31 protein-coding genes are annotated in these 24,185 nt (G+C 72.1%); 26 read left to right on the top strand and 5 right to left on the bottom strand.

The genetic code is table 11. From position 1 onward, the window contains the following. Positions 1–135: 135 nt before the first annotated feature. From IH54_RS42000 to IH54_RS0129300, 23 genes are all read left to right on the top strand, one after another. On the top strand, positions 136–645 hold the full coding sequence (locus IH54_RS42000; protein WP_052398001.1) for a hypothetical protein: 510 nt from the start codon (positions 136–138) through the stop codon (positions 643–645). Beyond that, positions 642–1,160 carry an RRQRL motif-containing zinc-binding protein gene (locus IH54_RS47190; RefSeq protein ID WP_063762399.1) on the top strand — a complete coding sequence of 173 codons (519 nt, stop codon included), beginning with the start codon at positions 642–644 and terminating at the stop codon, positions 1,158–1,160. Before IH54_RS42000 ends, IH54_RS47190 begins: the two co-directional genes overlap by 4 nt. Positions 1,161–1,249: 89 nt before the next feature. Then, complete coding sequence (locus tag IH54_RS0129400) at positions 1,250–1,624, top strand: RNase adapter RapZ (RefSeq protein ID WP_031522616.1); 375 nt, start codon at positions 1,250–1,252, stop codon at positions 1,622–1,624. A 22-nt stretch (positions 1,625–1,646) separates the two neighbouring features. Further along, entirely contained in the window at positions 1,647–1,892 is a 246-nt protein-coding gene (locus tag IH54_RS0129395; RefSeq protein WP_031522614.1) for a hypothetical protein, read from the top strand. Then, positions 1,889–2,359, top strand: coding sequence for a Pycsar system effector family protein (locus IH54_RS0129390; protein WP_234344016.1), 471 nt, complete (start codon positions 1,889–1,891; stop codon positions 2,357–2,359). The genes IH54_RS0129395 and IH54_RS0129390 overlap by 4 nt, the downstream gene beginning before the upstream one ends. Before the next feature lie 101 nt (positions 2,360–2,460). Continuing rightward, a complete protein-coding gene (locus tag IH54_RS0129385; protein WP_031522610.1) occupies positions 2,461–3,120 on the top strand; it encodes a hypothetical protein in 660 nt (219 codons plus the stop codon). Between the two features lie 77 nt (positions 3,121–3,197). Beyond that, positions 3,198–3,752: a hypothetical protein gene (locus tag IH54_RS0129380; RefSeq protein ID WP_031522608.1), complete on the top strand. Its 555-nt coding sequence runs from the start codon at positions 3,198–3,200 to the stop codon at positions 3,750–3,752. A gap of 89 nt (positions 3,753–3,841) precedes the next feature. Beyond that, the gene (locus tag IH54_RS0129375) at positions 3,842–4,414 is read left to right on the top strand and encodes a hypothetical protein (protein WP_031522607.1); all 573 of its coding nucleotides are present in this window, start codon (positions 3,842–3,844) and stop codon (positions 4,412–4,414) included. Then, the gene (locus tag IH54_RS0129370) at positions 4,387–4,794 is read left to right on the top strand and encodes a hypothetical protein (protein ID WP_234344013.1); all 408 of its coding nucleotides are present in this window, start codon (positions 4,387–4,389) and stop codon (positions 4,792–4,794) included. Before IH54_RS0129375 ends, IH54_RS0129370 begins: the two co-directional genes overlap by 28 nt. A gap of 87 nt (positions 4,795–4,881) precedes the next feature. Next, the gene (locus IH54_RS47980) at positions 4,882–5,109 is read left to right on the top strand and encodes a hypothetical protein (protein ID WP_031522602.1); all 228 of its coding nucleotides are present in this window, start codon (positions 4,882–4,884) and stop codon (positions 5,107–5,109) included. Positions 5,110–5,196: 87 nt separating this feature from the next. Continuing rightward, positions 5,197–5,886, top strand: coding sequence for a hypothetical protein (locus IH54_RS0129360; RefSeq protein ID WP_031522599.1), 690 nt, complete (start codon positions 5,197–5,199; stop codon positions 5,884–5,886). Between the two features lie 102 nt (positions 5,887–5,988). After that, complete coding sequence (locus tag IH54_RS0129355) at positions 5,989–6,675, top strand: GGDEF domain-containing protein (protein ID WP_031522597.1); 687 nt, start codon at positions 5,989–5,991, stop codon at positions 6,673–6,675. Then, positions 6,672–7,109: a hypothetical protein gene (locus tag IH54_RS0129350; protein WP_031522594.1), complete on the top strand. Its 438-nt coding sequence runs from the start codon at positions 6,672–6,674 to the stop codon at positions 7,107–7,109. Before IH54_RS0129355 ends, IH54_RS0129350 begins: the two co-directional genes overlap by 4 nt. Then, the gene (locus IH54_RS0129345; RefSeq protein WP_031522592.1) at positions 7,106–7,342 is read left to right on the top strand and encodes a hypothetical protein; all 237 of its coding nucleotides are present in this window, start codon (positions 7,106–7,108) and stop codon (positions 7,340–7,342) included. Before IH54_RS0129350 ends, IH54_RS0129345 begins: the two co-directional genes overlap by 4 nt. Further along, on the top strand, positions 7,339–8,043 hold the full coding sequence (locus tag IH54_RS41990; RefSeq protein ID WP_052398000.1) for a WhiB family transcriptional regulator: 705 nt from the start codon (positions 7,339–7,341) through the stop codon (positions 8,041–8,043). Before IH54_RS0129345 ends, IH54_RS41990 begins: the two co-directional genes overlap by 4 nt. Next, positions 8,040–8,264, top strand: coding sequence for a hypothetical protein (locus IH54_RS0129335; protein WP_324607829.1), 225 nt, complete (start codon positions 8,040–8,042; stop codon positions 8,262–8,264). Before IH54_RS41990 ends, IH54_RS0129335 begins: the two co-directional genes overlap by 4 nt. Before the next feature lie 8 nt (positions 8,265–8,272). Continuing rightward, positions 8,273–9,193: an Lsr2 dimerization domain-containing protein gene (locus tag IH54_RS47185; RefSeq protein ID WP_031522584.1), complete on the top strand. Its 921-nt coding sequence runs from the start codon at positions 8,273–8,275 to the stop codon at positions 9,191–9,193. 3 nt (positions 9,194–9,196) lie between these two features. Next, the gene (locus IH54_RS0129325) at positions 9,197–9,754 is read left to right on the top strand and encodes a hypothetical protein (RefSeq protein ID WP_031522582.1); all 558 of its coding nucleotides are present in this window, start codon (positions 9,197–9,199) and stop codon (positions 9,752–9,754) included. 198 nt (positions 9,755–9,952) lie between these two features. Continuing rightward, on the top strand, positions 9,953–10,885 hold the full coding sequence (locus IH54_RS0129320; protein ID WP_052397999.1) for a ParA family protein: 933 nt from the start codon (positions 9,953–9,955) through the stop codon (positions 10,883–10,885). Then, positions 10,885–11,802, top strand: coding sequence for a hypothetical protein (locus IH54_RS0129315; RefSeq protein ID WP_031522577.1), 918 nt, complete (start codon positions 10,885–10,887; stop codon positions 11,800–11,802). Before IH54_RS0129320 ends, IH54_RS0129315 begins: the two co-directional genes overlap by 1 nt. A 482-nt stretch (positions 11,803–12,284) precedes the next feature. Then, positions 12,285–12,485: a hypothetical protein gene (locus IH54_RS0129310; protein ID WP_031522575.1), complete on the top strand. Its 201-nt coding sequence runs from the start codon at positions 12,285–12,287 to the stop codon at positions 12,483–12,485. A gap of 1 nt (position 12,486) precedes the next feature. Next, entirely contained in the window at positions 12,487–13,092 is a 606-nt protein-coding gene (locus IH54_RS0129305; protein ID WP_052397998.1) for an RNA polymerase sigma factor, read from the top strand. 3 nt (positions 13,093–13,095) lie between these two features. Further along, entirely contained in the window at positions 13,096–13,794 is a 699-nt protein-coding gene (locus tag IH54_RS0129300) for a hypothetical protein (protein ID WP_052397997.1), read from the top strand. An 88-nt stretch (positions 13,795–13,882) separates the two neighbouring features. Here IH54_RS0129300 and IH54_RS0129295 read toward each other — a convergent pair whose 3' ends face one another. Beyond that, entirely contained in the window at positions 13,883–14,593 is a 711-nt protein-coding gene (locus IH54_RS0129295; RefSeq protein ID WP_078862619.1) for an HNH endonuclease family protein, read from the bottom strand. 512 nt (positions 14,594–15,105) lie between these two features. On the opposite strand from IH54_RS0129295, the gene mobF reads away from it, so the two are divergent. Next, positions 15,106–16,983 (top strand): MobF family relaxase, encoded by a 1,878-nt coding sequence (mobF, locus tag IH54_RS0129290; protein ID WP_107060295.1) that lies wholly within the window; start codon positions 15,106–15,108, stop codon positions 16,981–16,983. A 44-nt stretch (positions 16,984–17,027) separates the two neighbouring features. On the opposite strand, the gene IH54_RS45795 is transcribed toward mobF, so the two are convergent. Further along, positions 17,028–17,252 carry a hypothetical protein gene (locus tag IH54_RS45795; protein ID WP_159012143.1) on the bottom strand — a complete coding sequence of 75 codons (225 nt, stop codon included), beginning with the start codon at positions 17,250–17,252 and terminating at the stop codon, positions 17,028–17,030. 343 nt (positions 17,253–17,595) lie between these two features. Between IH54_RS45795 and IH54_RS0129280 the strand changes: the two genes are divergently transcribed. Beyond that, on the top strand, positions 17,596–18,036 hold the full coding sequence (locus IH54_RS0129280; RefSeq protein ID WP_031522563.1) for a hypothetical protein: 441 nt from the start codon (positions 17,596–17,598) through the stop codon (positions 18,034–18,036). A gap of 17 nt (positions 18,037–18,053) precedes the next feature. Here the strand turns inward: IH54_RS0129280 and IH54_RS0129275 are convergent, their stop codons facing one another. Next, positions 18,054–18,560 carry a DUF6233 domain-containing protein gene (locus IH54_RS0129275; protein WP_052397994.1) on the bottom strand — a complete coding sequence of 169 codons (507 nt, stop codon included), beginning with the start codon at positions 18,558–18,560 and terminating at the stop codon, positions 18,054–18,056. Positions 18,561–18,830: 270 nt separating this feature from the next. Then, positions 18,831–19,010, bottom strand: a complete 180-nt coding sequence (locus IH54_RS0129270) for a hypothetical protein (RefSeq protein WP_031522559.1) — start codon at positions 19,008–19,010, stop codon at positions 18,831–18,833. Positions 19,011–19,971: 961 nt separating this feature from the next. On the opposite strand from IH54_RS0129270, the gene IH54_RS0129265 reads away from it, so the two are divergent. Beyond that, a complete protein-coding gene (locus IH54_RS0129265) occupies positions 19,972–21,252 on the top strand; it encodes a replication-relaxation family protein (RefSeq protein ID WP_159012140.1) in 1,281 nt (426 codons plus the stop codon). A gap of 187 nt (positions 21,253–21,439) precedes the next feature. On the opposite strand, the gene IH54_RS0129260 is transcribed toward IH54_RS0129265, so the two are convergent. After that, a complete protein-coding gene (locus IH54_RS0129260; protein ID WP_234344011.1) occupies positions 21,440–23,971 on the bottom strand; it encodes a DEAD/DEAH box helicase in 2,532 nt (843 codons plus the stop codon). Between the last annotated feature and the right edge of the window lie 214 nt (positions 23,972–24,185).

The raw sequence follows: 24,185 nt of genomic DNA, 5'->3' as shown, positions 1-24,185 counted from the left end.
AGCTGCTGTTCCGGCGGCTCCACTGGCTCCCCGAGATGAATGAAGCACCTCGGGAAGCCGGTGAAGAGGCCGGAGCCTCACCCAGGCGCCCACGTCAATGAACCGCCTGGCTCCCTCAACAGAGGAGACACCATCATGCCGCCCAACGGCCACGACCCCCAGACCGCCTCCCCGGCCGCGGCCGGCGACCTGGTCCACTCCCCCACGCCCCTGCACGGCCCGATGGACACCACGGCCGTCAGCGACCCGATCGTCTTCGTGCCCCACGGCACCGGCTACGTCGGCGTCCCCAAGACCTCCCTGCCCGACGGCTACCTCCACCCGTACGTCATGCCCGCCCCGCAGCCCCGCGACCTCACCCCGGTCCCGCTGATCGACCCCCGCGCGCAGATGGTCGCCGCGTCCGGCATCAGCGCCGGAGCCGCAGGGGCCGGCATCGGCTGGGGCATCGGCCAGGCCGCCGCCGGAATCAGCGCGATGTCCGGCGGCAGCGCCCTCGCGGTCATCCTCGCCGGACTGCTGCTCACCAAGCTCTCCGGCCGCAACAGCGGCGGCACGCGCGTCCACAACGAGACGCACATCACCAACAACAACCGGTGGTTCGGGAAGTCCACCACCACCGGCAGCACGACGCACCTGCGGTGACCGCCGCCACGGCCGCCGCACGCGGCGGCACTCACGACGCCGCGGGCGGCCCAGGCGACGTCTCCCACGGCGACGACCAGCCGCCCGGCCTCCCGACCTACGACTGGAACACCGCCCCGCGCCATCTGCTGGCCACCCGCCGCCAGCTGCGCGCGCGAGGCCTGCGCCCCGGGGGGCAGAACCCGGTAGCCCAGCTGCGCTGCAAGGACTGCACCGGCCTGACCCGGGACTGCGGGCGCATGGCCTGGCTGTACCAGGTCGCCCTCGCGCTGCCGGTCCGGCAGATGACCCTCGCGAAGGAAGTTGCCCTCGACCGGGCCATGGCCGCGCGGCAGACCTGCCCGAAATGCCGCCGGCGTTTCATTGCATGCCTCCCGCTGCGCACCCTTGGCAGCTGCCTGGAGTGCTACGACGGCACCCCCGTCGACCCCCGCCTGGTCATGTTCCCCGCCCCGCAGCCGGATCCGGCCGCGGCGGACACCGCCACCCTCCCCCGCCGTGACGTGGCGGCCTGACCGCTGACGGCTGCCCGATCCGCCCGGACCCGTCCCGGGCGGTGAGGAGAGCCGGACAGCCCGGCCCTGGTCCAGGAGGAAGGATCCCCGTGCGCGAGATCAAGCTCATCAGCTTCGGCTTCCTGCACGACACGCCCCCGGCCGCCGATCTGGTCTTCGACCTGCGGCCTTACCGCGACCCGCACGTCAGCCCCGAGCTGCGCGAGCTCACCGCCCACGACCAGGTCGTCGTCGACACGGTGCTGTCCACCCCCGGCATCAACGAGGTCATCGAGAGCGTGACCCGCGCCGCCGCGTTCGCGCTCATCACCGGTGACACCGACGTCACCGTCGCCATCGGCTGCTCGGGGGGCCGGCACCGCGCGCCCGTCGTCACCGACCAGGTCTACCAGGACCTGCGCGAGCAGGACTGGCCCGTCGCCCTGGTCCACCGCGACCTCGAACTCCCCGTCGTCCACCGCTGACCCGAACTCGAAAGGACTCCCCATGAGCACCGTCACCTCCCTCTCCGCCTTCACCGAGCCCGACCGCCCCGCCGACCTCCAGATCCGGTTCGTCACCGTTGGCGGCTCCTACGTCGACGTCCTCGGCGGAGGCGAGTACGTGAAGAACCGCTGGACGTGCCACGGCTGCAAGGACAGCTCGCGCCTCCCGGAGCAGGACCACCTGTGGAGCATCCGGGAGAAGGCCAACGGGCACGCCTCCGCCTGCCGCGCGATCCCGCTGACGTGACCACCGCATCCCCCGCCACCATGTCGCCGGACGTCGCCGACGCCCTGAACCGGGCGGTCGCCGACACCGACGCGCAGATCAGCCGCACCGACAGCAAGGCCTCGCTGCTCCTGGCCTTCGACGGTGCCGCCCTGGCCGGCCTCGCCTCCGTCGCCGACACCCCGCTGCCGATCCTCGGCACGGTGGCCGGCGCCGCCGCGATCGGTGCCCTGGCCGTCTCAGCCGTCCTGCTGCTCCTGGTCGTCCGCCCGCACCTGCGCGACGACGACCACGGAAGTTTCCCGTACTGGTCGACGCTCACCGGCGACGACCAGGTTCGTGCGGCCGTCACCACCGGCTCCAAGGAGACCCGGCTGCGCGCTCTTTCCGGTATCGCGCTGCGCAAGTACACGCAGCTGCAGCGCGCTGTCGACGTCATCCTCGGCGCGCTGGCCCTGCTCGCCGTCACCGCCGCCTGCGCGGCCTGACGAACCGCCGTGAACTCCCGCGGGCCGGCCGCCTGGTCGCCAAACCCGGCCGGCCCGCGGGTTCCACCCCTTCCATCCAGCAGAAGGAGAACACCCCCATCATGACCAACCACCTGCGCCGCATCGCCCGCGCGATCGGCGACTCGCTCACCGAAATCGGCATCAACAGCCTCATGTGGGCCGGGGCCGGAACCGGCGGCTACATCGGCTTCGACGCCGCCCCCGACTCGTGGGGCACCGGATGGAAGGCCGCACTCGCCGGCCTCGCCGCGGTCGCCTTCGCCGTCGGTCTCGAGGACCTCACGGACGACATCGTCGCACCGCTGCGCCGCCTGACCGACACGCGCCCGCTCGTGACCCGGTACGGCACCGAGCCGGTGAAGCCGCCGGCCAGCACCCACGAGGGCCTGACCCGGCTCCGGGAGGCGGCCTGCGCCGACTCCGCGCACCGCGCGGCCTCCGACGCCTACCGGATCGACCGCGGCCAGGTGCTGCTGACCGACGGCGACCGGTGGCAGGGCTACCCCGACGGCACCGCCGCCATCCTGCTGGTCCCGGGCGCGTACCTGCGCTACTGGCGCGACAGCAAGACGGACGGCACCACCCCGTCGACGGCGTTCACCTTCGTCACCGGCGAGGCCGACAACCCCGTCCACGTCACCGACCTCTGGCAGCTCCGGCAGCTGACGGCGGACTACGCCGCCCGCACCGCCGATGGCGAGAACGACACCACCACGGACGCCGGCCTCACGGCGGCCTGACCGCTGACCGTGCCGTCCCGGCCCTTCCCGGCCGGGACGGCGCGGCCGCTCGTCAGCCCACCAGACAGGAGCCCCGCATGCCGCCGCCCTCCCTCAGCTCCCGGATGACGATCCAGCGCATCGGCGTCTCCCGCCGCCTCCAGCGCACCGTCACCGACCGCGTGCCGCCCGCCGCCCGGCTCGTGCAAAACCACTTCGGGCGCCGCCCCCTCAACGGCGTGCACCTCGTCCTCGCCAAACCGGCCGTGCTCCCGCAGTTGGCCGCCGAGGCCCAGGGCGCAGCCGCCGGCGTGCCGAAGAAGCTGTGGCACGCGCACCCTCTGTCCATCACCCGCCGCCCGTCCGACCTGTACGGGGCCGTCGTGATCGCACCCAAGGGCGGCCTGCAGATCCTCCTCAACGCGAAGCGGCTGCGCCGCGCCGGTGAGATCGACGCGACGCTCGTCTACGCGTTCATCGAGATCGACCAGCTCATCCGCCGCGGCGCCCTCGAGCGCCGCATCGCCCTGGTCCGCCACGAAATGCACCACCACCGGCTTCGCAGGGGCGACTACGACCAGCTGCTCCAGCAGATCCGCGCCGAAGAGGACGAAGCCGAGCAGCTGCTCAAGCAGCTCGCCACCCGGAACTGACAGCCCCTGCGTGCCGCCCCGACCACCGGGCCGGGTCGGCACGCAGGGACCGGACAGCCCGGCCCGCAAAAAGGAAGGGACACCCCTACATGACCAATTCCACCCGCCGTCTGGCGCTGTTCGCCGCGCTCAGCACCACATTCGAGGCCCTGCACGGACTCGGTGACCACTGGGTCCAGAGCTCCCGCGACGCGTCCGGAAAGGGCGTGCACGGCGAGCACCTCGTATACGCCACCGACGGGACGCCCGTCGCCGACGGCCCCGGCCGGGACGGGCGGACGATGACCGCCAGCGCGTACGGGCGTGGCTGCGTCACCCGGCACGTCGCCTCCTACAGCGCCGTCCAGACGGCCGCGGTCGTGGCCGTCACGCACGCCTGCGGCGTGCGCATCCCAGCCCGGGCTCTGCTGGCCGGCGCCGCCATCAACAGCCTGACCCACGCCGCCCTGGACCGCCGCGAACCGCTGCTGTGGCTCGCCGCCCGGACCGGGAAGGCCGGCTACATCCAGCACGCCACCGCCGTACGCAAGCCCGGCGACACCACGGCGGAGCTCTCCGGCCCGGGCACGGCGCTGATGGCGCTGGACGAGTCCGCGCACCGCGCGATCGGCGTCGCCGCGGCGCTCGTCACCACATGGCTCGCCACCCGGGCCGCCCGGTGACCGCCACCGCCCCCGGCGCCACAGCGGAAGACCCGCGGATCGGCCGCGTCCGCGCGTCGGTCGGTATCGCCCTGCTTGCCCTGCAGCAGATCCAGGACGACCTGGCCGACCTCGCCGACCCGGCTGTGCTGGCCGAGATCCTCCGCGAGCTGTACCGCGAAGACGACCCCCAGGCCGGGGTGTTCGGCTCCCTCGCGCAGCTCCTGGCCGTCGCCGGCGAGGCGGTCGACTGCTGCCCGTTCGAGCAGGACACCGGCATCGACCTGAACGGCGACGTCACCTGCCAGCTCGAAGAAGCAGCCGCGCTGGTCGTCGACTCCGCAGGCCTGCGCCTGCACTACGTCACCCGCACCCTGCACCCGGCCGGGGAGCGGCCCTAGCTACGCCCCGGGACAGCCGCCCTGCTTGGCGGCTGACGGCTGTCCCGGGCCACCCAACCCGTACGAAACGAGAGGGAGATCGCCAGTATGGACTCCGTCCCGCGCGTCACCACCGCCGTGCCGTCTATCAGCAGACGCCGCCTCCTGCTCGGACACGACCCGGTGGGAGCTGGCCGCACGAGCCTGGCGCCCCTGCCCGACCTGGTGGAGCCGGCGGCCGGGGACGACGCCACCGCCGCACGGTGGTGGCCCATGTCCAGCCTGCCGCAACTGGCGCTCGACCACGCCGAGATCCTCGCCGCCGCCACCTCCTGACTGCCCGCCCCCTGTGCCGCCCCGGTCCACACGGCCGGGGCGGTGCAGAGGACCGGACAGCCCGGCCCGCGACGAAAGGACTTCGTCATGCAGGACTGGAACACCCCCGACCACCACATCGCCGACACCGACCACGGAATCCTGCGCTTCGCCGGCGATGTGGACCTGGTGCTCGCCGACTGGGAGTTCACCGAGAACGCCCCCGACGCCGACGGCCGCGTCTACGCCTCCGTGCGCGGCTGGCTCGTCAACGGCACCGGCACCGGCAAGGTCAGCGACCGGTACACCGAGCCCCTCGAGGCCGGACGCGCCCGGCTGGTCCGCGGTGAGCTGCGCGGCCGCCAGGCGCTGACCGACCTCAACGTCCACATCGGCTACGACACCCCCGTCCAGCCCTACCCGAACACCTGGGACCACCCCGGCTGCCTGGTCACCGTCTCGTGGATGGACCGCCGTATCGACGCCGACGGCCACCCGGTCCCGGAGACCGAGATCGGCCGCACCCAGTGGACCCATCCCGACACCAGCCAGGTCTTCGACCTCACCGCGGCGTACGTCCCCGCAGGCAAGTTCTACGACCCGGCCCGCCCGTCCTTCACCTGGCAGCACTACGACCACTGGTCCGGCGGCGTCCCGGTCCTCCACCTGTTCCACGGCGACGCCAGCGCCCCCAGCCGCGGCTTCGGCTCCAGCGGCCGGCTCATCACCGACGGCGAGTGGGTCAAGACCACCGACGCCCCGCGGCTCACCGAGCACCCGATCCCGGCCGGCTCCTGACCGCCTGCAGATCTGCACCCCGGGGCAGCCGCCATGGCCGTCAACCTCACCGGCCGCCCCGGGCACCCACCCCGCATCACCGACACGAGAGGGAGCCTCAGTATGGCCTCCACCGTGCACGTCACGGGCCGCATGGCCCACATCCCGGCCGCGGCCGCCGCCGTCACCGCAGCCGCCGTCCCGCTGGCCGGATGGACCGTCCACTCCGTCATCTGGCACCGCCGCTTCGCCGCCGCCCGCCGCGACCCGCTCACCGAGTCCCTCGGCCGCAGCGACTTCACCCTGCGCGCCGACCGGCTGATCCGCGCCTACGGCAACGACGTCCTGGTCCTGCTGGCCGACGTCGACCACTTCAAGGCCGTCAACGACACCCACGGGCACGCCGCAGGCGACCAGCTCCTGGTCGCGGTCGCCGACCGGCTCACCCGGTGGGCCGGGCCCCGCGGTGTCGTCGGCCGCCTTGGTGGTGACGAGTTCGGCGTCGCTGCCTACATCGGATCCGGCCGCCGCCACGCCCGCATCGACCAGCTCGACAAGATGCTCGCCGCCCCCGTGCCGCTCGAGGACGACGTGCTCCTCACCCCGGCCGTGTCGGTCGGCGCCGCCGCCCCCGACCTGGTCGGCACCCGCGACCTGTCGGACCTGCTGCGCGCCGCCGACACGGCGATGTACGCGGGCAAGCACACCGGCCGCACCGTCCTGGCCGGCCCCGAGCACCGCAACGCCCCGACCGTCAACGGCCGCCGCGCCGGCCGCCCCGGCACCCACACCAGCAGGCAGGCGGCATGACCCGGCCGACCCCCGTCGACGTCCGGGCCATCACCGTCAAGGACCCGTGGGCCGCCGCCATCACCCACGGCGGCAAGAACATCGAGAACCGGCGCCGGACATGGAAGTGGCGCGGACTGCTGCTGATCCACACCTCCGCCACCATCGACGTCCCCGCGCTGGCCGACCCGCACGTCGCCGCCGCCGTCCGCGGCCGCGAACTCCAGCCTGGCAAGGCCGTCGCCGTCGCCCGCCTGACCGACTGCCACCCCGACGACGGACCGTGCAGCCCGTGGGCCCAGCCCGGCCTCCACCACCTCGTACTCCACGACGTCCGCCCGCTCCCCGAACCGCTGCCCTGCCGCGGCGCACTCGGCCCCTGGACGCCGTCCACCGACCTTTGGGACCAGGTCCTGCACCAGCTTCCGACCCTCACCGTGGAGGCCACGCCGTGAGCCGCTCCGTACTCCCCGCCCCGGACCGGCGGGCCGCCGCGAAGATTCGCGCCGTGGGCCGCCGCCGCCCCGGCGCCCGGCACTACGCCTGCGGGCACTGCGCCGTCACCTGGGCCGGCCCGGGCAACGCCTGCTGGGTCTGCCAGCGGCCTGCCGTCACCGAGTACACCTCGCCCGTTGGCGCGCTGCAGCTGCTCGCGCGGCTGCGCAGGCCCACGCAGGTGACCTCGTGACCGCCGCCGACGACGACGCCCGGACCGCGCCCCGCATCACCGAGTCCGCACCCGGGATCCCGTTCCCCCGCACCGAGCAGCCGACCGCCTGTCAGACCAACCCCGCCCGCTTCTCGCACGACAGCAGCAGCGGGGGCAGCGCCGCCGCTGACGTCGCCCGGGACGTGCGGCTGGCCCGTGAGGACTGCGCCCTGTGCCCGATCGTCACCGGCTGCCTGAAGTGGGCGCTGGCCAACCCCAAACTCACCACGGTCGGAGTGTGGGCGGCCACCACCAAGCGCGAGCGCAGCACGCTGCGCCGCCGCCAGGTGGAGCGGCTCGGACCGGACTGGGTCGCCAAGGTCGCTGCCGCGGACCGCCGCCGCGCCGAACGCGGCCGCAGCGCCGGCCGGGCACCCCGGACCACCCCGCCCGGCAACTCCCCGATATCCCCGAGCCCGTCGCCGGCGCCTGCGGCGGCCACCACGACGATGCCCAGCGCGGCCGCCATGGAGCGCTTGGCCGCGGAACTCATCCCCACCCGGCCCGAGCCCCGCGGGCCGGACACTGCCACGGCGGCCGTCGTGGAGCGCCTGACCGCCGAGCTCATCCCCACCCGCCCCGAGCCCTACCAGCCCAGGACCGCGCCGATCACACCCGAGCGCGCCACCGCCAACCGCCGAGCCCTCGCCCGGTCGATCGGAGTGAGGACCGCCGCGTGAGCCCCCGGCCGGGCCAGCAGCCGATGCTCCTGGACTGGCACGACGGCCGCCACTTCACCGGTGGCGGCCGCTGCGTGCTCTGCGGCCGCCCGACCTTCCTGCAGTCCCACTCCGGTGAAGACGTCCACAAGGTCTGCGCCGAACGCTGGAATGCCCGCAACCCCGGCGAGGCCCGATTCGTGTCCGACCCGCCCCGCGCCCGCAGCAAACCGGGCGCGTAGGAGGCGAGATGTACGACAACTTCGACATTCACGCAGCAGCAGAGTCCATCCCCTTGACCGTTTCCGCGGCCACCGAGAAACACGCCGCGGCCCGCATGACCGCCCGCCACGCCCGCGACAAGGCCGACCTGGCGGAGCTCCTGGCCGCCCTCGCCCTGCCCGACGACGTCGACACCATCACCACGCTGCTCCCCCTCATCCCCGACCCGACCAACGACTCCCCGGCCGAACCCGAACCGACAGGAGACGAGCCTGCGATGCCCGATCAGACCCCCGCCACCCCAGCCACCGGCCTCAACGCCTTCGAGGCGATGGCGATCTCGATGCACAAGGCCGGCGACGACATCCCTGCCATCACCGAGGCGACCGGGATGTCCCAGCAGGAAGTCGAGGACCTTCTCACTGCCCACACCGACACCGCAGTCGGTGAGACCGCCTCCCCGGCCGGGGAAGCGGAAGCACCCGCCGAGCCCGCTGGCAGTACCTCCATCCCGGCCGCCACCGCGCCGGACGTCGCCGACGTCGACGTGCTGCTGCTTTGGGCACAACAGCACCCGCTCGCCAGCGTCCGTGCCACGGCCGGACGGATCCGGCAGGACCTCGCCGACCTCAACCAGCGCCGCGTCAACGAGCAGGCCGCCACCGAAGTGGAAGCCCGCATCGCCAAGCTGCGGGCCGAACTGCAGGCCGAAGAGGACCGCCTGCGTCAGCTCAAGGTCGGCATCCCCCACGCTGCCGGGACGATCGGGGCGCCCACCCCGCTTCGCCACGAGCCCGCCAAGCGCTCCCGCAAAGACCTCGCCGCGATCCGCTCCTGGGCCCGCGAGAACGGCCACCAGGTCGGCGTCGCCGGCGTCATCAAGGCCTCGATCGTCGCCGCCTACGACGCCGCCCACCAACAGCCGGCCACGCTGGCGAAGGCGGGCTGAGCGATGACGACCGACGGGATAGTTCTGGACGGCTACCTGGACGAAGAGGTCGCCGCCGACGACGAGACCGGCACCCGCGCCCGCTTCCGCCTCATCGTCTCCCCCACTGACGAACTCGTTGACGAGATGGTGCTGCCCTGCAGCGTCGCCGCTCCCGAACTGACCACCGCCGTCCTGCACGAGTTGCGCCCGGGCGATCACGTCCGCGTCACCGGACACCTCGGGCTGCCCCGCATCAGCGGGCACCCGATGTGGCTCCAGGTCCTCACCCTCGAACTGCTGGGCACTCCGCCCTTGGACCTCGCGGACGACCACGCCCTGGACGACCAGGCCGACGACTCCACCGCCGGGGCCGCCCCAGCAGCCCCGGTCGACCGAGACACCCTGTCCGACGTCGGCCGCCTCGAGCGGCACGGCCCCTACATCGTCTGGTCCGACCCCGACCTGTGCGCCGACACCGTCTGGACCGAGACCGGTGACCTGCTCGGCACCGCCGTCTACCCCGACACCGCCACCACGCTCATCGACACCCACCAACGCCGCGCCTACGGCGACATCTGACCCGCAGAGCCGACGCCCCGGCCCGCAGCAACTCGCTGCGGGCCGGGGCCTTTTTGCGTTCCCCGTCAACCGGGGCGCAGCTTCGACTCCCCAATTGGGGAGTGATGCCCGCAAGCCAGTCCTGGCAAGGAAACCAGGGTGTGCCAAGATGCCTGTGCCGCCCACCGGGCGGCCCAGAGCAAGAAGGAGGGGCACCCGGTGCTGAGCCAGAGCACACCCCAGGAGATCGAGCCGCCCGAGGACAGCACCGTCGTCGGTACGGGCAAGGGCGGCGTCGGCAAGAGCACCGTCGCCGCGCACCTCGCCGGCCAGTCCGCCGCGGACGGCCACCGCACCCTGCTCGTCTGCGTGACCGGACAGGACGACGACGACCTCGGCATCAAGCGGCACGGCCGCGGCACCCACCCGCCCGGCGCGCCCACCATCGACGGCGAGGGCCTGTACCGGGCGATCCACGACCGCACCCCGCTCCAGCCGATCCGTGAAGTCCGCCCGAACCTGGACGTCCTCCCCGGCGGCCCCAAAGTCGCCGAGCTCGCGAACCTCCTGATGCTGAGGATGATGCAGGAAGGCCCCGCCGTCGTGCTGAGCCTCGCGCGGGCCCTCGCACCGATCGCGCCGCTCTACGACCGCATCGTGTTCGACAGCGCCCCCGAGAGCGATTCCCTGGAACAACTGGTGCTCGCCAGCGCCCGGACGCTGATCGTGCCGACACGCTCGGACGTGTCGTCGATAAACGGTATGGAGCGCATCAGCCGGAACTTCATGGCGGTCAAGCAGCAGGTGAACCCGCATCTCCAGATGGCCGGCGCGTTCCTCTACGGGTCGAACCGCTCGGCAACCCTGATGCACGCCTCGGTCCGCCGCGACGTCCGGCAGACCCTCGGCGACAGCACGCCGATACTGGACACGATCGTCGGCTACCGAGAGGTCCCCGCGCGCAACGCCCGCAAGAAGGGCCTGCTGTTCAGCGAGTACGCGGAGCTCCTCCCGCAGTCCGCGACCCCTGCGGACGTGAAGGCCGGCCGTGCAACGGACGCCGACATCGTCCCGGACAGCATCGTCCCGCTCGCCAAGGAGATGCGGGAGCTGAACCAGGAGATCACCGAATTCTGCAGGAGGGCCGCCTGATGGGCCTGTTCAGTGACAACTCGCAGCAAGCCCCCGCCGGCGGCCTCTTCGGCGGCCTGCCCGCGCAGGCCGCCACGAGCGTCGTGGTCCAGGCGCTCCCCGGGACGACCCTCGCCTCGATCCCCGCGCCCTACGAGCCTCACGGCGACGGAGAACTCAGCGACCAGGAGCAGCAAGACCTCGCCGCCTGCAAGGCCGGCGTGGACAACCTCCGCAACGCCTTCTGGATCGCGGGCAAGTCCCTGGAGACCCTTCGCACTGCGGAGCTCCACCGGGGCGAGAACCCCAACTTCGCGGAATGGGTCTGGGACACCTGGGAGATCTCCGAAACCCAGCTCTACCGGCTCATGGACGAATGGCGTGTCGGGGAAGCCCTCGCCAACCTCGGCCACAAGCCCCTGGAAGGCCAGGTGCGCAAGCTGACCGAGGTGCGCCGCCAGACCAACGACAAGATCGCCATCACCGTCTACGACACCATCGCCCGCTGCACTGAGCGCGTCACCGGGAAGCTCGTCGAAACCGTGGTCGATGCGCTCGGCCCCCTCTCTCCAGACGTCAAGGCCGCAGACATAGGCCGCCGCGTCCGCGCCATCCTGGACGCGACCGCGCCCCAGGAAGCCGACAGCGAGAACGGCGACGTACCCGACATCAGCTCCATTGGAAAGGACTCCCCAATTGGGGAGTCGAGCCCAGAGCCCAGCAATACCAAGGCCGACGCCCTCACGAGCAGGGACATTGAACGCCTCCAGGCGACCCTCAGCTCCCTCCAGGCGGCAGCCAAGACGGTCAACAAGGCGACGGCGCGCCGCGCTGTAGAGGCCCAGCCGGACGTCGCGATCCCCCTCATCAAGAACATCGGCGCGGTCCTCCAGCAGATCGACCGAGCCGTTGCCATGCGACTCCCGAAGCCCGAGTAGCGCTCCTGCGGCTGGCGGCGCTCACCCAGGCGGTATTCACGCGCACTCGAACGGTCCGGGACCAATTGGTCCCGGACCGTTCGAGTGCGCGGAACCCTTTCGCAACGGTTCGGGTGCGGCCTGGCTGGCGCGGTTTCGATGCGGCTTCATGGTGATGCCTGTCACACTGCGCCCGCTTCGGGTCCGGTTGTCGATGGGGGATTCAGGGGCAGGGGGGCGCCGGGAGTGGGGGGGGTCGTCTTGGGAAGCCGCTGGTCAGGCTTTGGTGCGGAGAGTATTCATATGATCACAAAAAGCTGTCGGGGTGCCGTCGGGGAAGATCATTCTTCGTGACCGGAGGATCGCTTTCCGTATCTTTCTTCGGGGTGCATTCCACGTTTGACCGCCCTGGCCCGGTTTGCTGTCGCTATGGACCGCACGGGTCCATCGGAGCCACGCCACACGGGGGGCGGGCGCCGCCGGTTGGAGAAGAAGGAAGAGTCGTGAAGCTCAGCGATCCATCCGCTCTGCTGGTGCTTGCCACCGTGGCGCGCGTCTTCATCCCCGATGCCCGGGCCCTGACCCGGGCGCTGCTCCGCACGGGCGTGCGGGTGGGAGCCGCTGCCCTGCTGGAGGAACCCCTCCGCTCCCGCCGCCACTCTCGCGAGCCGCTGGTGCCGGCCGGACGCGAAGAGGAGGCGTGAGGTGAGCGCCCCGAACCCCGACGCCCCTGTCCCAGACGACTACGGCGAGCACCTGGCCGAAGTGGACTATCCGCTGCCACCGGCCCTGGAGGCCTTCCACGACCTGTACGTGAAGGCCTACCTGAACTACGCCTTCCTCATGACCGGCGACAAGGAAGCCTCCCTCGCCATCGTCCGGCGCTGCTTTTCGCACCTGACGCTGAACTGGGCCCACGCCCTGCAGTTCGAGGACGGCACAGAGGCCTACGCCTGGGCCCTGCTGAAAAGCCGCGTCGACAACCACCTGCGCATGATCGGCCTGCCAGCCCAGATCGTGGAGACCGCCGCGTTCCAGCGCACCGCCCGCTCCATCTTGGAAAGCGTGCGCTGCAAGTTCGAGGTGATGGAGACGTCGCTGGGGCTGTACACCGCGATAGCCGAACTGCCCGAGCGGCAGTTCGACGCCGTCGTCCTGCTGTACGTCCTGGGCTACCCCAGCGCCCGCGTCGCCGACATCATGGGCGTCACCAAGGACACCGTCCGCTCCCACCGCCACCTTGCTCGCCGACGCATAGCCCGCAAGCTCGGTCTGCCCTGGACTGCCGTCCACGACCAGGACAAGGAGTAAACCGTGCCCAACCAGCGCCCCATCGACCGTGTCCTGGACGACGCCGTGATCCCTGACGCCTTTCCCGACTTCGATCTTGCCGCGTCCCGCCGTCAGATCGCCCGCGACGTCGCCGACGTGCTGATGTACGACAACGCCGCCACCCGCGCCGCCGGCATCACCCGCAAGACCCTGCGCGCACCGGCCAGCCACCACCCCACCCTGCACACCCAGGCCGCCAGGGACCTCTACGACCTGTGCGCACACATCATCAACGGCACCCACGCCGGCGACTACCTCGCCGCGCTCGACAACTCCCGCCAGCGCATCGACCCCGACGGCGCCTTGTACTTCGCCTGCCTGCTCTACCTGGCTGACGTGTGCGACGGCGCCCAGTTCTGGTGGCAGTTCGCCGCCGGCGGCGGCAACCCCACCGCCGCGTACTGCATGTACCTCACCCACGTCAGCCGCGGCGAACTCCGCGACGCCCAGCACTGGGCCCTGCAGACCTCACAACTGGACGAACTCGCCGAGCACGGCGACTACACCCACCGCATCATCCTGGCCCTGTGCGCCCACAACGGCCGTACCCGGCGGCCCGACCCGCTCCTGCGCGAAGCCGTCCAGCAGCTGACCGTCGACCCCGACGACGACTTCGGCGCCGTACCCCAACCCGACCCGGGTCTCGCCGACCGCCTCGAGGAACTCGCCGGCGCCTTGTAACCGAAACCCCCACCCGGTCTCCGCACTCGGGTGGGCACCGCCGCCCCACGACGGGGGTGGCCCGGAACTGCGGGCACACCCCCGGGTGTCAGCGGGCGGTGGTGACGGTGATGGGGGCGTCGGGGCAGGCGGCGAGGTCCTGCTCGAGCGCGGCCTGCTCGCCAGCGTCGACGCTCAGGCCCCAGCGGATCTTGTCCGCGATCCAGTCGGTGACGTACGTGCAGCGGTAGCCGGCGGCGGGCGGCAGCCAGGTGGAGGGATCCTGGTCGGCTTTGCTCCGGTTGGACTTGGCGGACACCGCGATCAGGTCGCGGGCATCGCCGAGGTCATTGGCGTAGGCCTCCCGCTCCTTCGCCGTCCACGCCGACGCCCCGCTGTCCCAGGCCTCGGCGAGCGGCACCAGGTGGTCGATGTCGAGCGCGCGGGCGTCGGTGAAGTAGGTGTCGTCGTACGGGCTGTACCACTCGCCACCGGTCAGGACGCAGCCCGGGCCCTGCACGGGCGCGACGATCGCCTCGGCCTTGAGGACTTCCTTCCTCGTGTCGCAGCCGTCCTTGTCGGCATCGACCCAGTGCTTGAACGCGGTGCGCTGGTAGCCGGTGCGGTCCTCCGCGGTGACCGGCAGCTGCGCAAGGGCGTCGCGCACGGGAAGGGTGACGGTCTGCCCGGCGGCGCGCGCCGCGCCGGGACCGGCCGCGGTGGCGGTGGCGGGGGAGAGGAGGGCCGCGGAGGCGGCCAGGGCGACGGTGAGGGCGGCCGCGGCGGCGCCGCGGCGGCGCAGGCACAGGAAGGTGATCATGGACGGTGGTCTACTCGCTGCCGGTGCCCGGGGCCGGGACCGTCACCCTGACGTGGGCGGGCCGGGCTCCGTGCTGACCGGGAAACCGCCGGTCACCGGCCGGCCCGTGGAGTCTGTGCAGGTGGCTGTCGGTGGTGGGCGGCAGGCCCAGCGACGTCACCTCCAGAACCAAGGGCCTGTGCGGCCAGGAGTGCACTCCTGGCCCGGGCTCCGACACCGTTTCAGTAGAAAGCCGTGCGGCTGGCGTCACGGCGAGACACTCATACGCCTTCCAACAGTCCGGGACCAATTGGTCCCGGATCGATCGACGTGAAGTCGAACGGGGAGCGTTCGGTCTTCGGCCCGAGCGTCGGAGCTTTGGGACATCGCGCCGCCCCGTACCCACGCAGTGCCGCAGTCCCGCCCTACGGGACGGTCCGAGAAGTTCTCGGGCCGTTCCTTCCGTCTGGCGGGACCTGGTGCCCGCTGTGCTGTCCTACCTGGCCAGGGCGCGGTGCTGTGGCTGGGTGACGATGTCGATAGCGCGGGTCAGGCCGGGTTCGGCGTACCGGTACTACTTCAAGAGCGTGGCGGTGGGCGACGGCGCTCGGGAGCGCGGGGTGCCGCTGCCGGTCGGCCAGGAAGCGGCCGGGGTGCCGGCGGGGGAGTGGACCGGGCGCGGGGCGCCGCTGCTGGGGCTGTCCGGGGTGGTGACCGAGGCGGAGATGGAGGCGCTGTTCGGTCAGGGCCTGCACCCGTACCCGGAGATCCTGACCCCCGGCGCCCTCGAGGGCGACGTGCCGGCGGTGCGGCTGGGACGGAAGTTCGTCCGCCCGACGTACGACGACGACCAGGAGCCGGGGGAGCCGGAAGCGGTGGTGCCGGACGACGACGGCCAAGTGCGGTCGGGGCGGCGGCGGAAGATGAAGCGGGGACCGGTCGCGGCGTTCGATCTGGTGCCGCGGCCGCCGGCGTCAGTGTCGCTTCTGCGGGCGCTGGGGGACGACGCGACCGTGGCGGTGATCGACGCCAGTCACGATGTCGCGGTCACCGACGTGCTGGCGTGGCTGGAGGACGAAGCGATCATCGTGTACTCCGGGGCGGGCGGGAACCGGTGGGAGCGGCCGGTGGGCGGCCTGGTCGTGGCGCGGTTCCGGCACTGGGACTCCCGGCATCGGATGCCGCTGCTGCACGACCACCTGGTGGTGTCGGTGAAGGTGCTGCGCGCCGACGGCAAGTGGGGCCATCTCGACTCACGCCGCCTGATGGCCCACGTGGTCGCGGCCGGCGCCCTCTACAACCAGCGGGTGCTGGAGGAGGTCTGCGACCGGCTCGGGCTGGCGACCGAGCCGCGCACCCCGACGCCGGGACTGCGGCCGGTGATGGAGATCGCGGGGGTTCCGCCGGAGCTGATCGACTGGACAGCGACCCGGCAGCGCGACACCGCCGTGCTGCTGGAGCAGGCGGAGGCGGACTACATCGCCGATCACGGGTACCCGCCCACGGCGCGGGTGCGCAGCCGGCTGATGAAGCGGGCCGCGGACGACAGCCGCCCGGCGAAGAAGACGCCGCTGCCGCTGAGCGAGCTCCGCCGCCGCTGGCGGGCCGACGCGATCCGTCGATTCGGCGCCGACCTGGTCGACGGGCTGCTCGAGCTGTGCCGCCGCGCCGCGGCCGCGATCCGCGCCGCCTGGCCCACCCCGGCCGGGACCGAACCCGGTGGCGTCGACGTGGAGCTGGCGGCCGTCGACGTCGCCGCGACCGTCTACACCCACCGCGAGCACTTCCGCCGCCGGCACCTCCTGGCGGAAGCCCGCCGCCACCTCGCCCGCGAACTGCGCGGCCGCCGAGCCGAACCCGGCCTGGAGAGCCGGATCGTGGACGCGGCGATCGGCGCGCACTGCGTCGACGTCACCGCGCCCCAGCCGCCGGGCCGTCGGCCGCGCCCGCCCGGGCACACCGTCTACACCGCCAGCTGGCACCCGCTGCTCTCCGCCGGGCGAGACCGCTTCGAGCTGGCGGAGGACGCCGTGCCGCAGATGAGCCTCCACGCCCGGGCGGTGGCCACCAGCATCAGCCTCCAGGCCCTTGTGCGGGCCTCCAGGGCACCGGTCGGGGACGTCCAAGGCGCCCGCGCCGCAAACGCGGCCAAGCCGTCACCGCAGGACCAGGCGACCGCCGCGGCGCTGTACGAGCAGCTGGCCTTCGCCGACCCGGCCGACGCGGACGACGACGGCCAGGAGGACCAGGAGCAGCAGCTGGTGCTCTCCCCGGAGCGGCTGGCGTGGCTCGAGGAACTGCAGCGCCGGATCGGCGACCTCGCCCGCGAGGCGCCGAAGCCCAAGCCGGGCGAGCACCGCAGCGAGTCCGCGACCCCGCCGCCGCAACCCGACTACCGGCCGCGCCGCTGAGGCCGACGCCAGGTGCCGTGCCGGTAGGCGACCCGCGCCGAAGGTCAGGCTGTGGGCTGTGGCGGGTGGATCAGCACTCCGCCGACAGCGGGCGTGCAGCGTGTGCCGGGCGGGAGGTGTTCGATCAGCCCGAGTTCCTCGGCCTGGCCGGTTGTCAGGACCCGGCGCAGGTGGTCCTCGCCGTACAGGACGGCGCCCGGATCGGCGAGGGTGCCGGTCACGCAGATCACCGGGTCGGCGACGAACCGGCCGCCTTCCTCGGCAGCCACCCGCAGCTCCGCCGCGTTCGCTTCGGCCTCCGCGGAGTCGGCCGGCGTCTGGCAGCCCGGACAGATCACCCCGACCGGGCGCCCCTGGCGCCACTGCACATTCCAGTCCGCGGCGTCCTGACTCCTCAGATCGGCCGGGGCCGCGTTCCCGCAGCGCCCGCACCTCGCGTTGTGCCCCATGCCCTCCTAACGCCTCACCCGATCGGGGGACACGGTCCGCACACAGGTCCGCGCGGCACCCCCGCCCGGCGGCCGCCACCGCATATCGCGGATCCGGCCGGGACGGGGGGTTTCACCAGTTTCTACGGTGGTGCCCGGCGAGCCGTGCGTAGGGTCCGACGTCATGGACGACATCGAGCTGACCGGCGATGAGCACCTGCGGGCCCTGGCCGCGCTCGAGGCCGTCGTGGGCAATGACGACGCCGCGCTGGTAGTGCTGGCGGGCGGGGCGGGGGAGCGCCCGCTGCCGGAGCTGCTGGCCGCCTACGGCAAGCACACGCTGGAGCGGATCCTTCTCGCCGCGTTCGGGATCACCGCGGCCACGGGCGGGACCGAGATGGGCGAGCGCCTGGGGGAGCTCAACGGCGATCCGCAGGCCCGCATCACCTTCCTGCTGGCCGATGCCTGGCGCCACCAGGCGGCCGCGGCCGGCGCCGACCTGGCCACGGCCAAGTACATCGGGATGTCGGTCCTGATGGGAGTCCACGCCTTCACCGACGCCGACGAATCCGACGCCCTGACCCTGCTGCGCGCGCTGCGCAACGAGGTCCTCCAATCCGGCTGAGCGCGTAGGAGCCGTGCCTACGCCGCACTCCGCAGCGGCCGGTCCGGGCGGCACAGCGGGCATGGTGCGGCGTCGTCGCGCTCGAGGACGGCGCGGGCCTGCTCGGTGCTGGCGGGCCGGGTGAGGTCGCGGGCGGCGCGGCAGTCGCCGCGGTGCACGATGCGGGCCGGGCCGACGTCGCCGGTGAGGTACACCTTCTCTTCGACCTTCCAGGCCGGGGTGACTCCGGGCCGCTCGGTCGGGACCTGGTCGTAGGGCTGGCCGTCGATCGGCTGGCACAGGGATGCCGGGGCGCGGAAGTCGACCGGCGCGGGCAGGACCAGGAGCCGGCCGCGGTCGCTTCCCTGGCTGGGCAGGTGGATCTGCAGGGCGTACCACCAGCCGTCCGGCTCCCTGATCCGGGACTTCACCACGGCGAACAGGTGCTGCCCGTCCGGGAGGGTCACGTCGACCAGCGGGCCGTCGGCCTGCGGCAGCGCAGCCGGCTGCCCCACGCCGTGCTCCTGGTCCTGGTCGTCGCTCACCCCTCCAACCTAGTTCGATTCCCCGTTCGATTCCACGGTGGAACGGTGCGTTCCCCCGGACCCGCCGCGCGTTCCACGGACATCACTACCGCAGGTCACAGCCGTGGGACGGTGGAAAGCGGCGACCCGGGCGTGCGGGTGAGCAACCACCCCGGCTGCTCACCCGCACGCCCTTGGGCTGCGCGGATCGGTCTGGAACGGTGGGGAACGGCGGGTATGGGTGGGGAACGGGGCAATCGCGGCGCGATGGAGCGTGAGGCGTTCCGCCGGCTACCGGCGAGCGCGCGGCCGCCGACGGGAGCGGCGGCCGCGATGGAGCTGTTGCAGGGCCGCGCGGATCTGAGGTGCGGTCGGCGCGGGGCGGCCGTGTGCGGCCAGGCCGTCGAGCAGGTTCTCCACCAGCCGCGCCAGGTGGTCGATGCGGTGGCTGGTCCGGGGGCTGCGCCTCATGGCCGTCTCCTTCGGTCGGGTAGCGGGGGCCGGTTGCTGCCCCCTGCCTATAGGCCGCCCGTGACAACAGGCGGTGCTTCCTGGCGACAGTGAACAAACTTGAGGCGGGTGTGGCTGGTGTGACTTCCGGACGGGGGCTGCGCCGCGAGGCCTTCACGGCACGACCCCCTTGTCCGACCCCTTGACCACGCCGCGGCGCGGTCGGCTGGCCCCCGCGTTTCTCCTGGACAGCGGTGGCTGCCCGGCAGGAACAGACCGCGGACAAGGGGTGCGTGTGCAGGCTGCGACCGGATCGTCGGCGGTGGGCGCCGGCGGGCGGAGGGAGGGTCGTGGTGACAGGCGCAGAATCGGGCGGGCGGAAGAGGACCGCGCCCGCGGGGCTGGCGCGGGGTGCACCCTGGAGGGACCCCCGGAGCGGCACGCGAGTGCACTGCTGCGGCGCGGCAAAGTACATGGACGCGGCGGGAAGCGGTGTTCGGGCAGGTCAGCGCGTCGGGCAAAGTGCACGGCCGCCGGTCCGAACGGCATGGCGGTCACCGGCTGGTGGTCGCCGGCGGGGTTCGTGTGCGCGGTGGACCGGTCCCCGGGGTGGCCGTACGGGGCCGGCTGCCGCTGGTTCCCCGAGGGCGCACCCGAGACGGCACCCGGGACTGCACCCGACCCCCTCGCGCCTGACTGGAGCGTCGTCCCTGGTCAGGCCCCTTGTCCAGACATCACTACGGATGCCGACAACCCCTCTGCCCTCCACCCTCCTTGGCCGTACCTGGGGGAAGGGGACGGTGCGGCGTAGGCGGGCGGCAGGGCGAGGGGTCATGGGCGGATCTGGCCTCCGGCGGGCCCTGGCCGGGCGGCTGGCCGCCGCTGGTCGCGTCGGCCGGGGAAGAGAGCCGGGCCGGGCTGTCAGCGGCACAGGCGACGATGGAAGGCCTCCACGGAGTGAGCGTTGGCGGGGAGGCGTCAGGTGGCGAACGGGGCAGGCTCGGTGACCGGGCCGAAGGCGGGGAAGCAGGCGCGGCGGCCGCGGTCGAGTGTGAGCGACCGGCATGACGTGCTGCGCGTGCTGGGGGTGCTGAAGGTGGCGACCGCGACGCAGATCATGCAGCTGGTCCGCCCGCACCTGTCCGACAACAAGGCGATCCGCAACGCGCTGCTGGTGCTGCAGGCGGAGAAGAAGGTGATCTCGGAGGGCAGCACCGCCGGGCCTGCGGGGAAGTTCGGTGCGCCGGACCGGCGCGGTGAGCCGTCGCAGAAGCTGTGGGGCCTGACCCCGTTCGGCCTGGACGCTGCCACGAAGGCCCTGAACCGTGACCCTGATCTGATGGGCGGCTACGCCCGCGGCGCGGGCACCGGGGGCGCTCCGCACGCGATGGCGGTCAACGCCACGATCGTGGCCTTCATCCGCGGCGGCAGGGCACCGGGCTCCCCGGCCGGGATCGGCGGCCTCGAGGCCTGGCGCACCGAAGTGCCGCACCCGCTCTCCAGCTCGGGCAAGCGCAACGTCCGCGCCGACGCGGTGTTCCAGGACAAGACCGCCGGTGTGCCGCTGCTGATGGTGGAGGTCGACCGGGCAACCGAGCCCGCGCACGTCCTGGCGGACAAGGTCGGCGCCTACGCCGACTTCTACGCCCGCCGGGTGCGGCCCCCGGGGATGCCGAGTACCGGCCGCGGCACGATCGGCGACCTGAACACGGTGCCGTTCTGGGAGACGCTCTACCCGCGCACCGGCCTGCCCGGGTGGCCGCCGCTGGCGATCGTGCTCACCGGGGCCGGCCCCACCGCGCTCACCAACCGGATGCTTACGGTCGGCGAGCTGTCCCGCGAGTTCTGGGCCGGGACCGAACACGCCGACTACAGCTACGGGGCGACCGACGCGGGCGACGGCGACTTCTACCTCGACTTCACCGCCAAGGTCCCGCTGGTGATGACGACCCTGGACCGCCTGCAGCAGCACGGCCCGATGGGACCGGTATGGTTCCGCGTCGCACAGCACCGTGGCGGTGAACCCGAACCGCTGCTGAAGGCGCTCACCGACACCCACACCGCAGCCGAGTACCACCAGCGCCGCAAACAGCGTCAGCGTGCGGCGGAGGTTGCCGAAGCCGAGAAACAGCGCCGCGAGGCAGCCGAGCGGCAGCAGCTGGATGAGCAGCAGGCACAGACGGAGTGGTTCAGGAAGCGGAAGAGGAAGATGAAGAAACTTGCCGGTCTATGGGATAAGCCCAAAGCCACCGACAGGCGGTGAACCCCAGGCCCACGCATCTCACTCTGGCGACAGTGGCGACAGCCGGATGTGTCACCGCCGCGACAGTGCCGCTGAGCAACCGGTGCCGTGGTGCTGGAGCACGTCTCGACGGCGCACAGGGCGGCGCACAAGGGCCGGGCCGGACTCTTCGGGGGAGTCAGGGCCCGGCCCTTGTGCGCGCTGCCGGCTACCAGCGCATGCCGAGTGCGTCGAGTTCCGCGCGCCGCTCCGCGCTCAGCTTGTCGGCTCGCCGCCTGCAGTTGTCCACGAACAGCCCCAGCTTCACGGCGGTCTGTGACCCGTCCGGCTCGGTGAGCTGGACGACGGCCTTGCGAGGAACCGTCTGCAGGCTGCCCTCGCGGGCGTGGAACTCCCTGGCGGCCCGAATGTTCACCGCCCACTTGTCGGCCTGCGTACGGGGCGCCGGGGGCCGCTCGTCAGGTTCTGCCGGGCGGAGGCCAAGCATGTGCTCGAGCATCCAGGCCTGCGCGGGCAGCAGCTGGTCCCAGCCGTACCGCTGCGCCTGCACCCACGCCCCCAGGTCCTCTCCCTGCAGCGTGGTCTGCCCCGGAGCGGTGGGGAGCGGGGCGCCGACGGTGATGAGGGTACGGCACAACATGTAGGCGCGTTGCCAGGCGACGGGCCAGGCGGGGCACCAGGAGGGGTCGATGTTGTCGAGCGCGTCGCGACGCTCTTCGGTGAGCGCGCCGACGGTGGAGCCGACCGGCTGGCCGGCCTCGCGCCGCGCCTCGATCTCCATGAGCTTCCGACCGGCCGTCCTCAAGTTCTTGGCCCATACCCCTACAGGGTGTCCGTTCCAGGTGGCCGTGGTGGGCGGGAGGAAGTGCCCGTGTTCGGCCGCCCACCCCTGCGCTGCTGACAGCCCCTCCTGGAACGCGACGTCCCAGTGCGACCAAATCATCCCTAGTTCTTCGAGTTCCTTGGCGCGCACGGGCTTCATCTCACCTGCATTGAAAAACCGCCGCTGGTCCGCAATCCACGTTCCCAGTGGAAAGTCAGCGGGCTGCCAATCCTCCGGCGTGACGAACGAATACGGGACTCTCATATCCCCGTTCTCTTTCACATACCGGGTCGCGGCCTGGATTCCCTGACGCCAGTACGTGTTTTCCGGACGGAGAATCCGGAGCTTCATGAACTGCGCCAGGATGGCGGGATCGCGAGGCGTGGAGAACTGCAGCAGGCTCTGCGCGGGGGCGGAGGTGCCGTGCTCCTCACCCCGCCCGGCAGCATCGCGCTCGGCCGCCGCGGCCTTCCGGTTCCGGCTGGTGGCCTGCTGCTCGGCCAGTTGCTCGATGGTCTCCGAGTCGTGACTACGCAGCGCAGCCAAAACCTTGGCCAGAGCGTTGTACCCCTTGGACGTGAGCATGGCGTTTGGGTCCTCATCCTTGCCCAGGAAAACCGGCACAATCAAGCTCGCCACCTTGCCTTCTCCGGGTCGCATGCGAAGCGCACGGCCGACGATCTGGAGGATGTCGACCGCGGAACCGCGCACGTCCCCGAAGTACACAGAGTCACAACCTGGCGTGTCCACGCCTTCCCCGAGCACGCGAACGGAGCTGAGCAGCCGCAGACGCATCGGCACCAGGTCCCCGTCGTGCCGCTCCCCGACCGGGTCGGCGAACGTGGCCAGCGTCGCCCGGCGGTGCTTCGGCTTGTGCTCCCCGCAAAGCCAGTCCGCCCACACCCGCTCCGGCTCGGGGTAGGTCTCCGGGTCGTCCTCCCACAGGCGGCGGGCCACCGCCGGCACCCCGGCTGCCATCGCTTCGGCCTCGCTGGTCCGGTAGTGGAACGTCAGCATGCGCCGAAGCCCCCGCTCGGCTGCGCACTTCACCGCGGCGGTCTGCAACGCCGCGAGCCGGGAACCACGCACGTTGTCCGACCTGTTGTTGATCCCGAGCAGCGCTGCCGCCTGGAGCTCCGGATCGGTGACGTCGACGCACACCACCTGATACGCCGCGACCAGCCCAAGATTGCGAGCGGTCGACAGCGTCAACTTGTAGGCGACCTCGCCGAACAAGCCGTTCACGTCGTCTTCCATGCTCGCCACCAGCACCGGAGCACTACCGCTGCCCTCATCGGCCTCCGGCGCCTCCCACACCCGCGGCGTCGCAGTCATGTACAACCGCCGGTCGGCCGGGATCCTCACGTTGTCGTGGATCGCAGCCCACGGCTTCGCCCCGCGTCCGCTGGTCCGGTGCGCCTCGTCGACGACCACCAGCGACCACGGCGCGAGGCCGGACTCATGGGCCCGTTGGAGTGTGCCCATCCCCACCGACGCGTAGGTGGCGAAGACCGTCACCTGCTCCAAGCCACGCGTCCACGCCACCAGCTCATCCACATCCGTCGTGCACGCCACCCCCGCCGGCGCCTCCTCAGCCCGAAGCGAGCACACCCCGTAGAAGGGCCCCGTACGCCCGCCGGCCCGCCACGCGGCCGCCATCTGCGCCAGCAGGTCGAGCGTGGGCACCAATACGAGCACCCGGCCCGCCCGGAGTTTCCGGGCGGTCAAAACACCCATGAAAGTTTTGCCCGAACCGGTCGCCGCAATGACCTGCGTCCGCAAACCCTGCGCAGGCATTTCCTGACCTGGCAGTAATTCGAGTTTCCGCACCGCCGCATCGGATGCCTCGATCTGATGCGGGAGCGGGTCCATTTCCCATTCGGTGTTCTCGGATTCGGTCTCGACTACCGCCACCATGGTTGTAACGCTCCCTCATCCCGAGACGATGCGTGGCCCCGGGCGGGAGTGCTCCGGGGGTGGTGTCTGAGTCCAGAGGCTAGCGCAGTCGCGGAGTTGACGCACCACGGATCGGCCGACACGATCGGAACTGTCCGAAACCGATCCGTCCCCACCGCCCCCCGATCACCCCAGACCCGACCACACCCACCCCCGCATCCCCTCCCTCCTAGCC

This window comes from Streptomyces sp. NRRL F-5123, from assembly GCF_000721495.1.
Lineage (GTDB): Bacteria > Actinomycetota > Actinomycetes > Streptomycetales > Streptomycetaceae > Actinacidiphila.
This window is presented reverse-complemented; position numbering and strand designations above follow the sequence as displayed.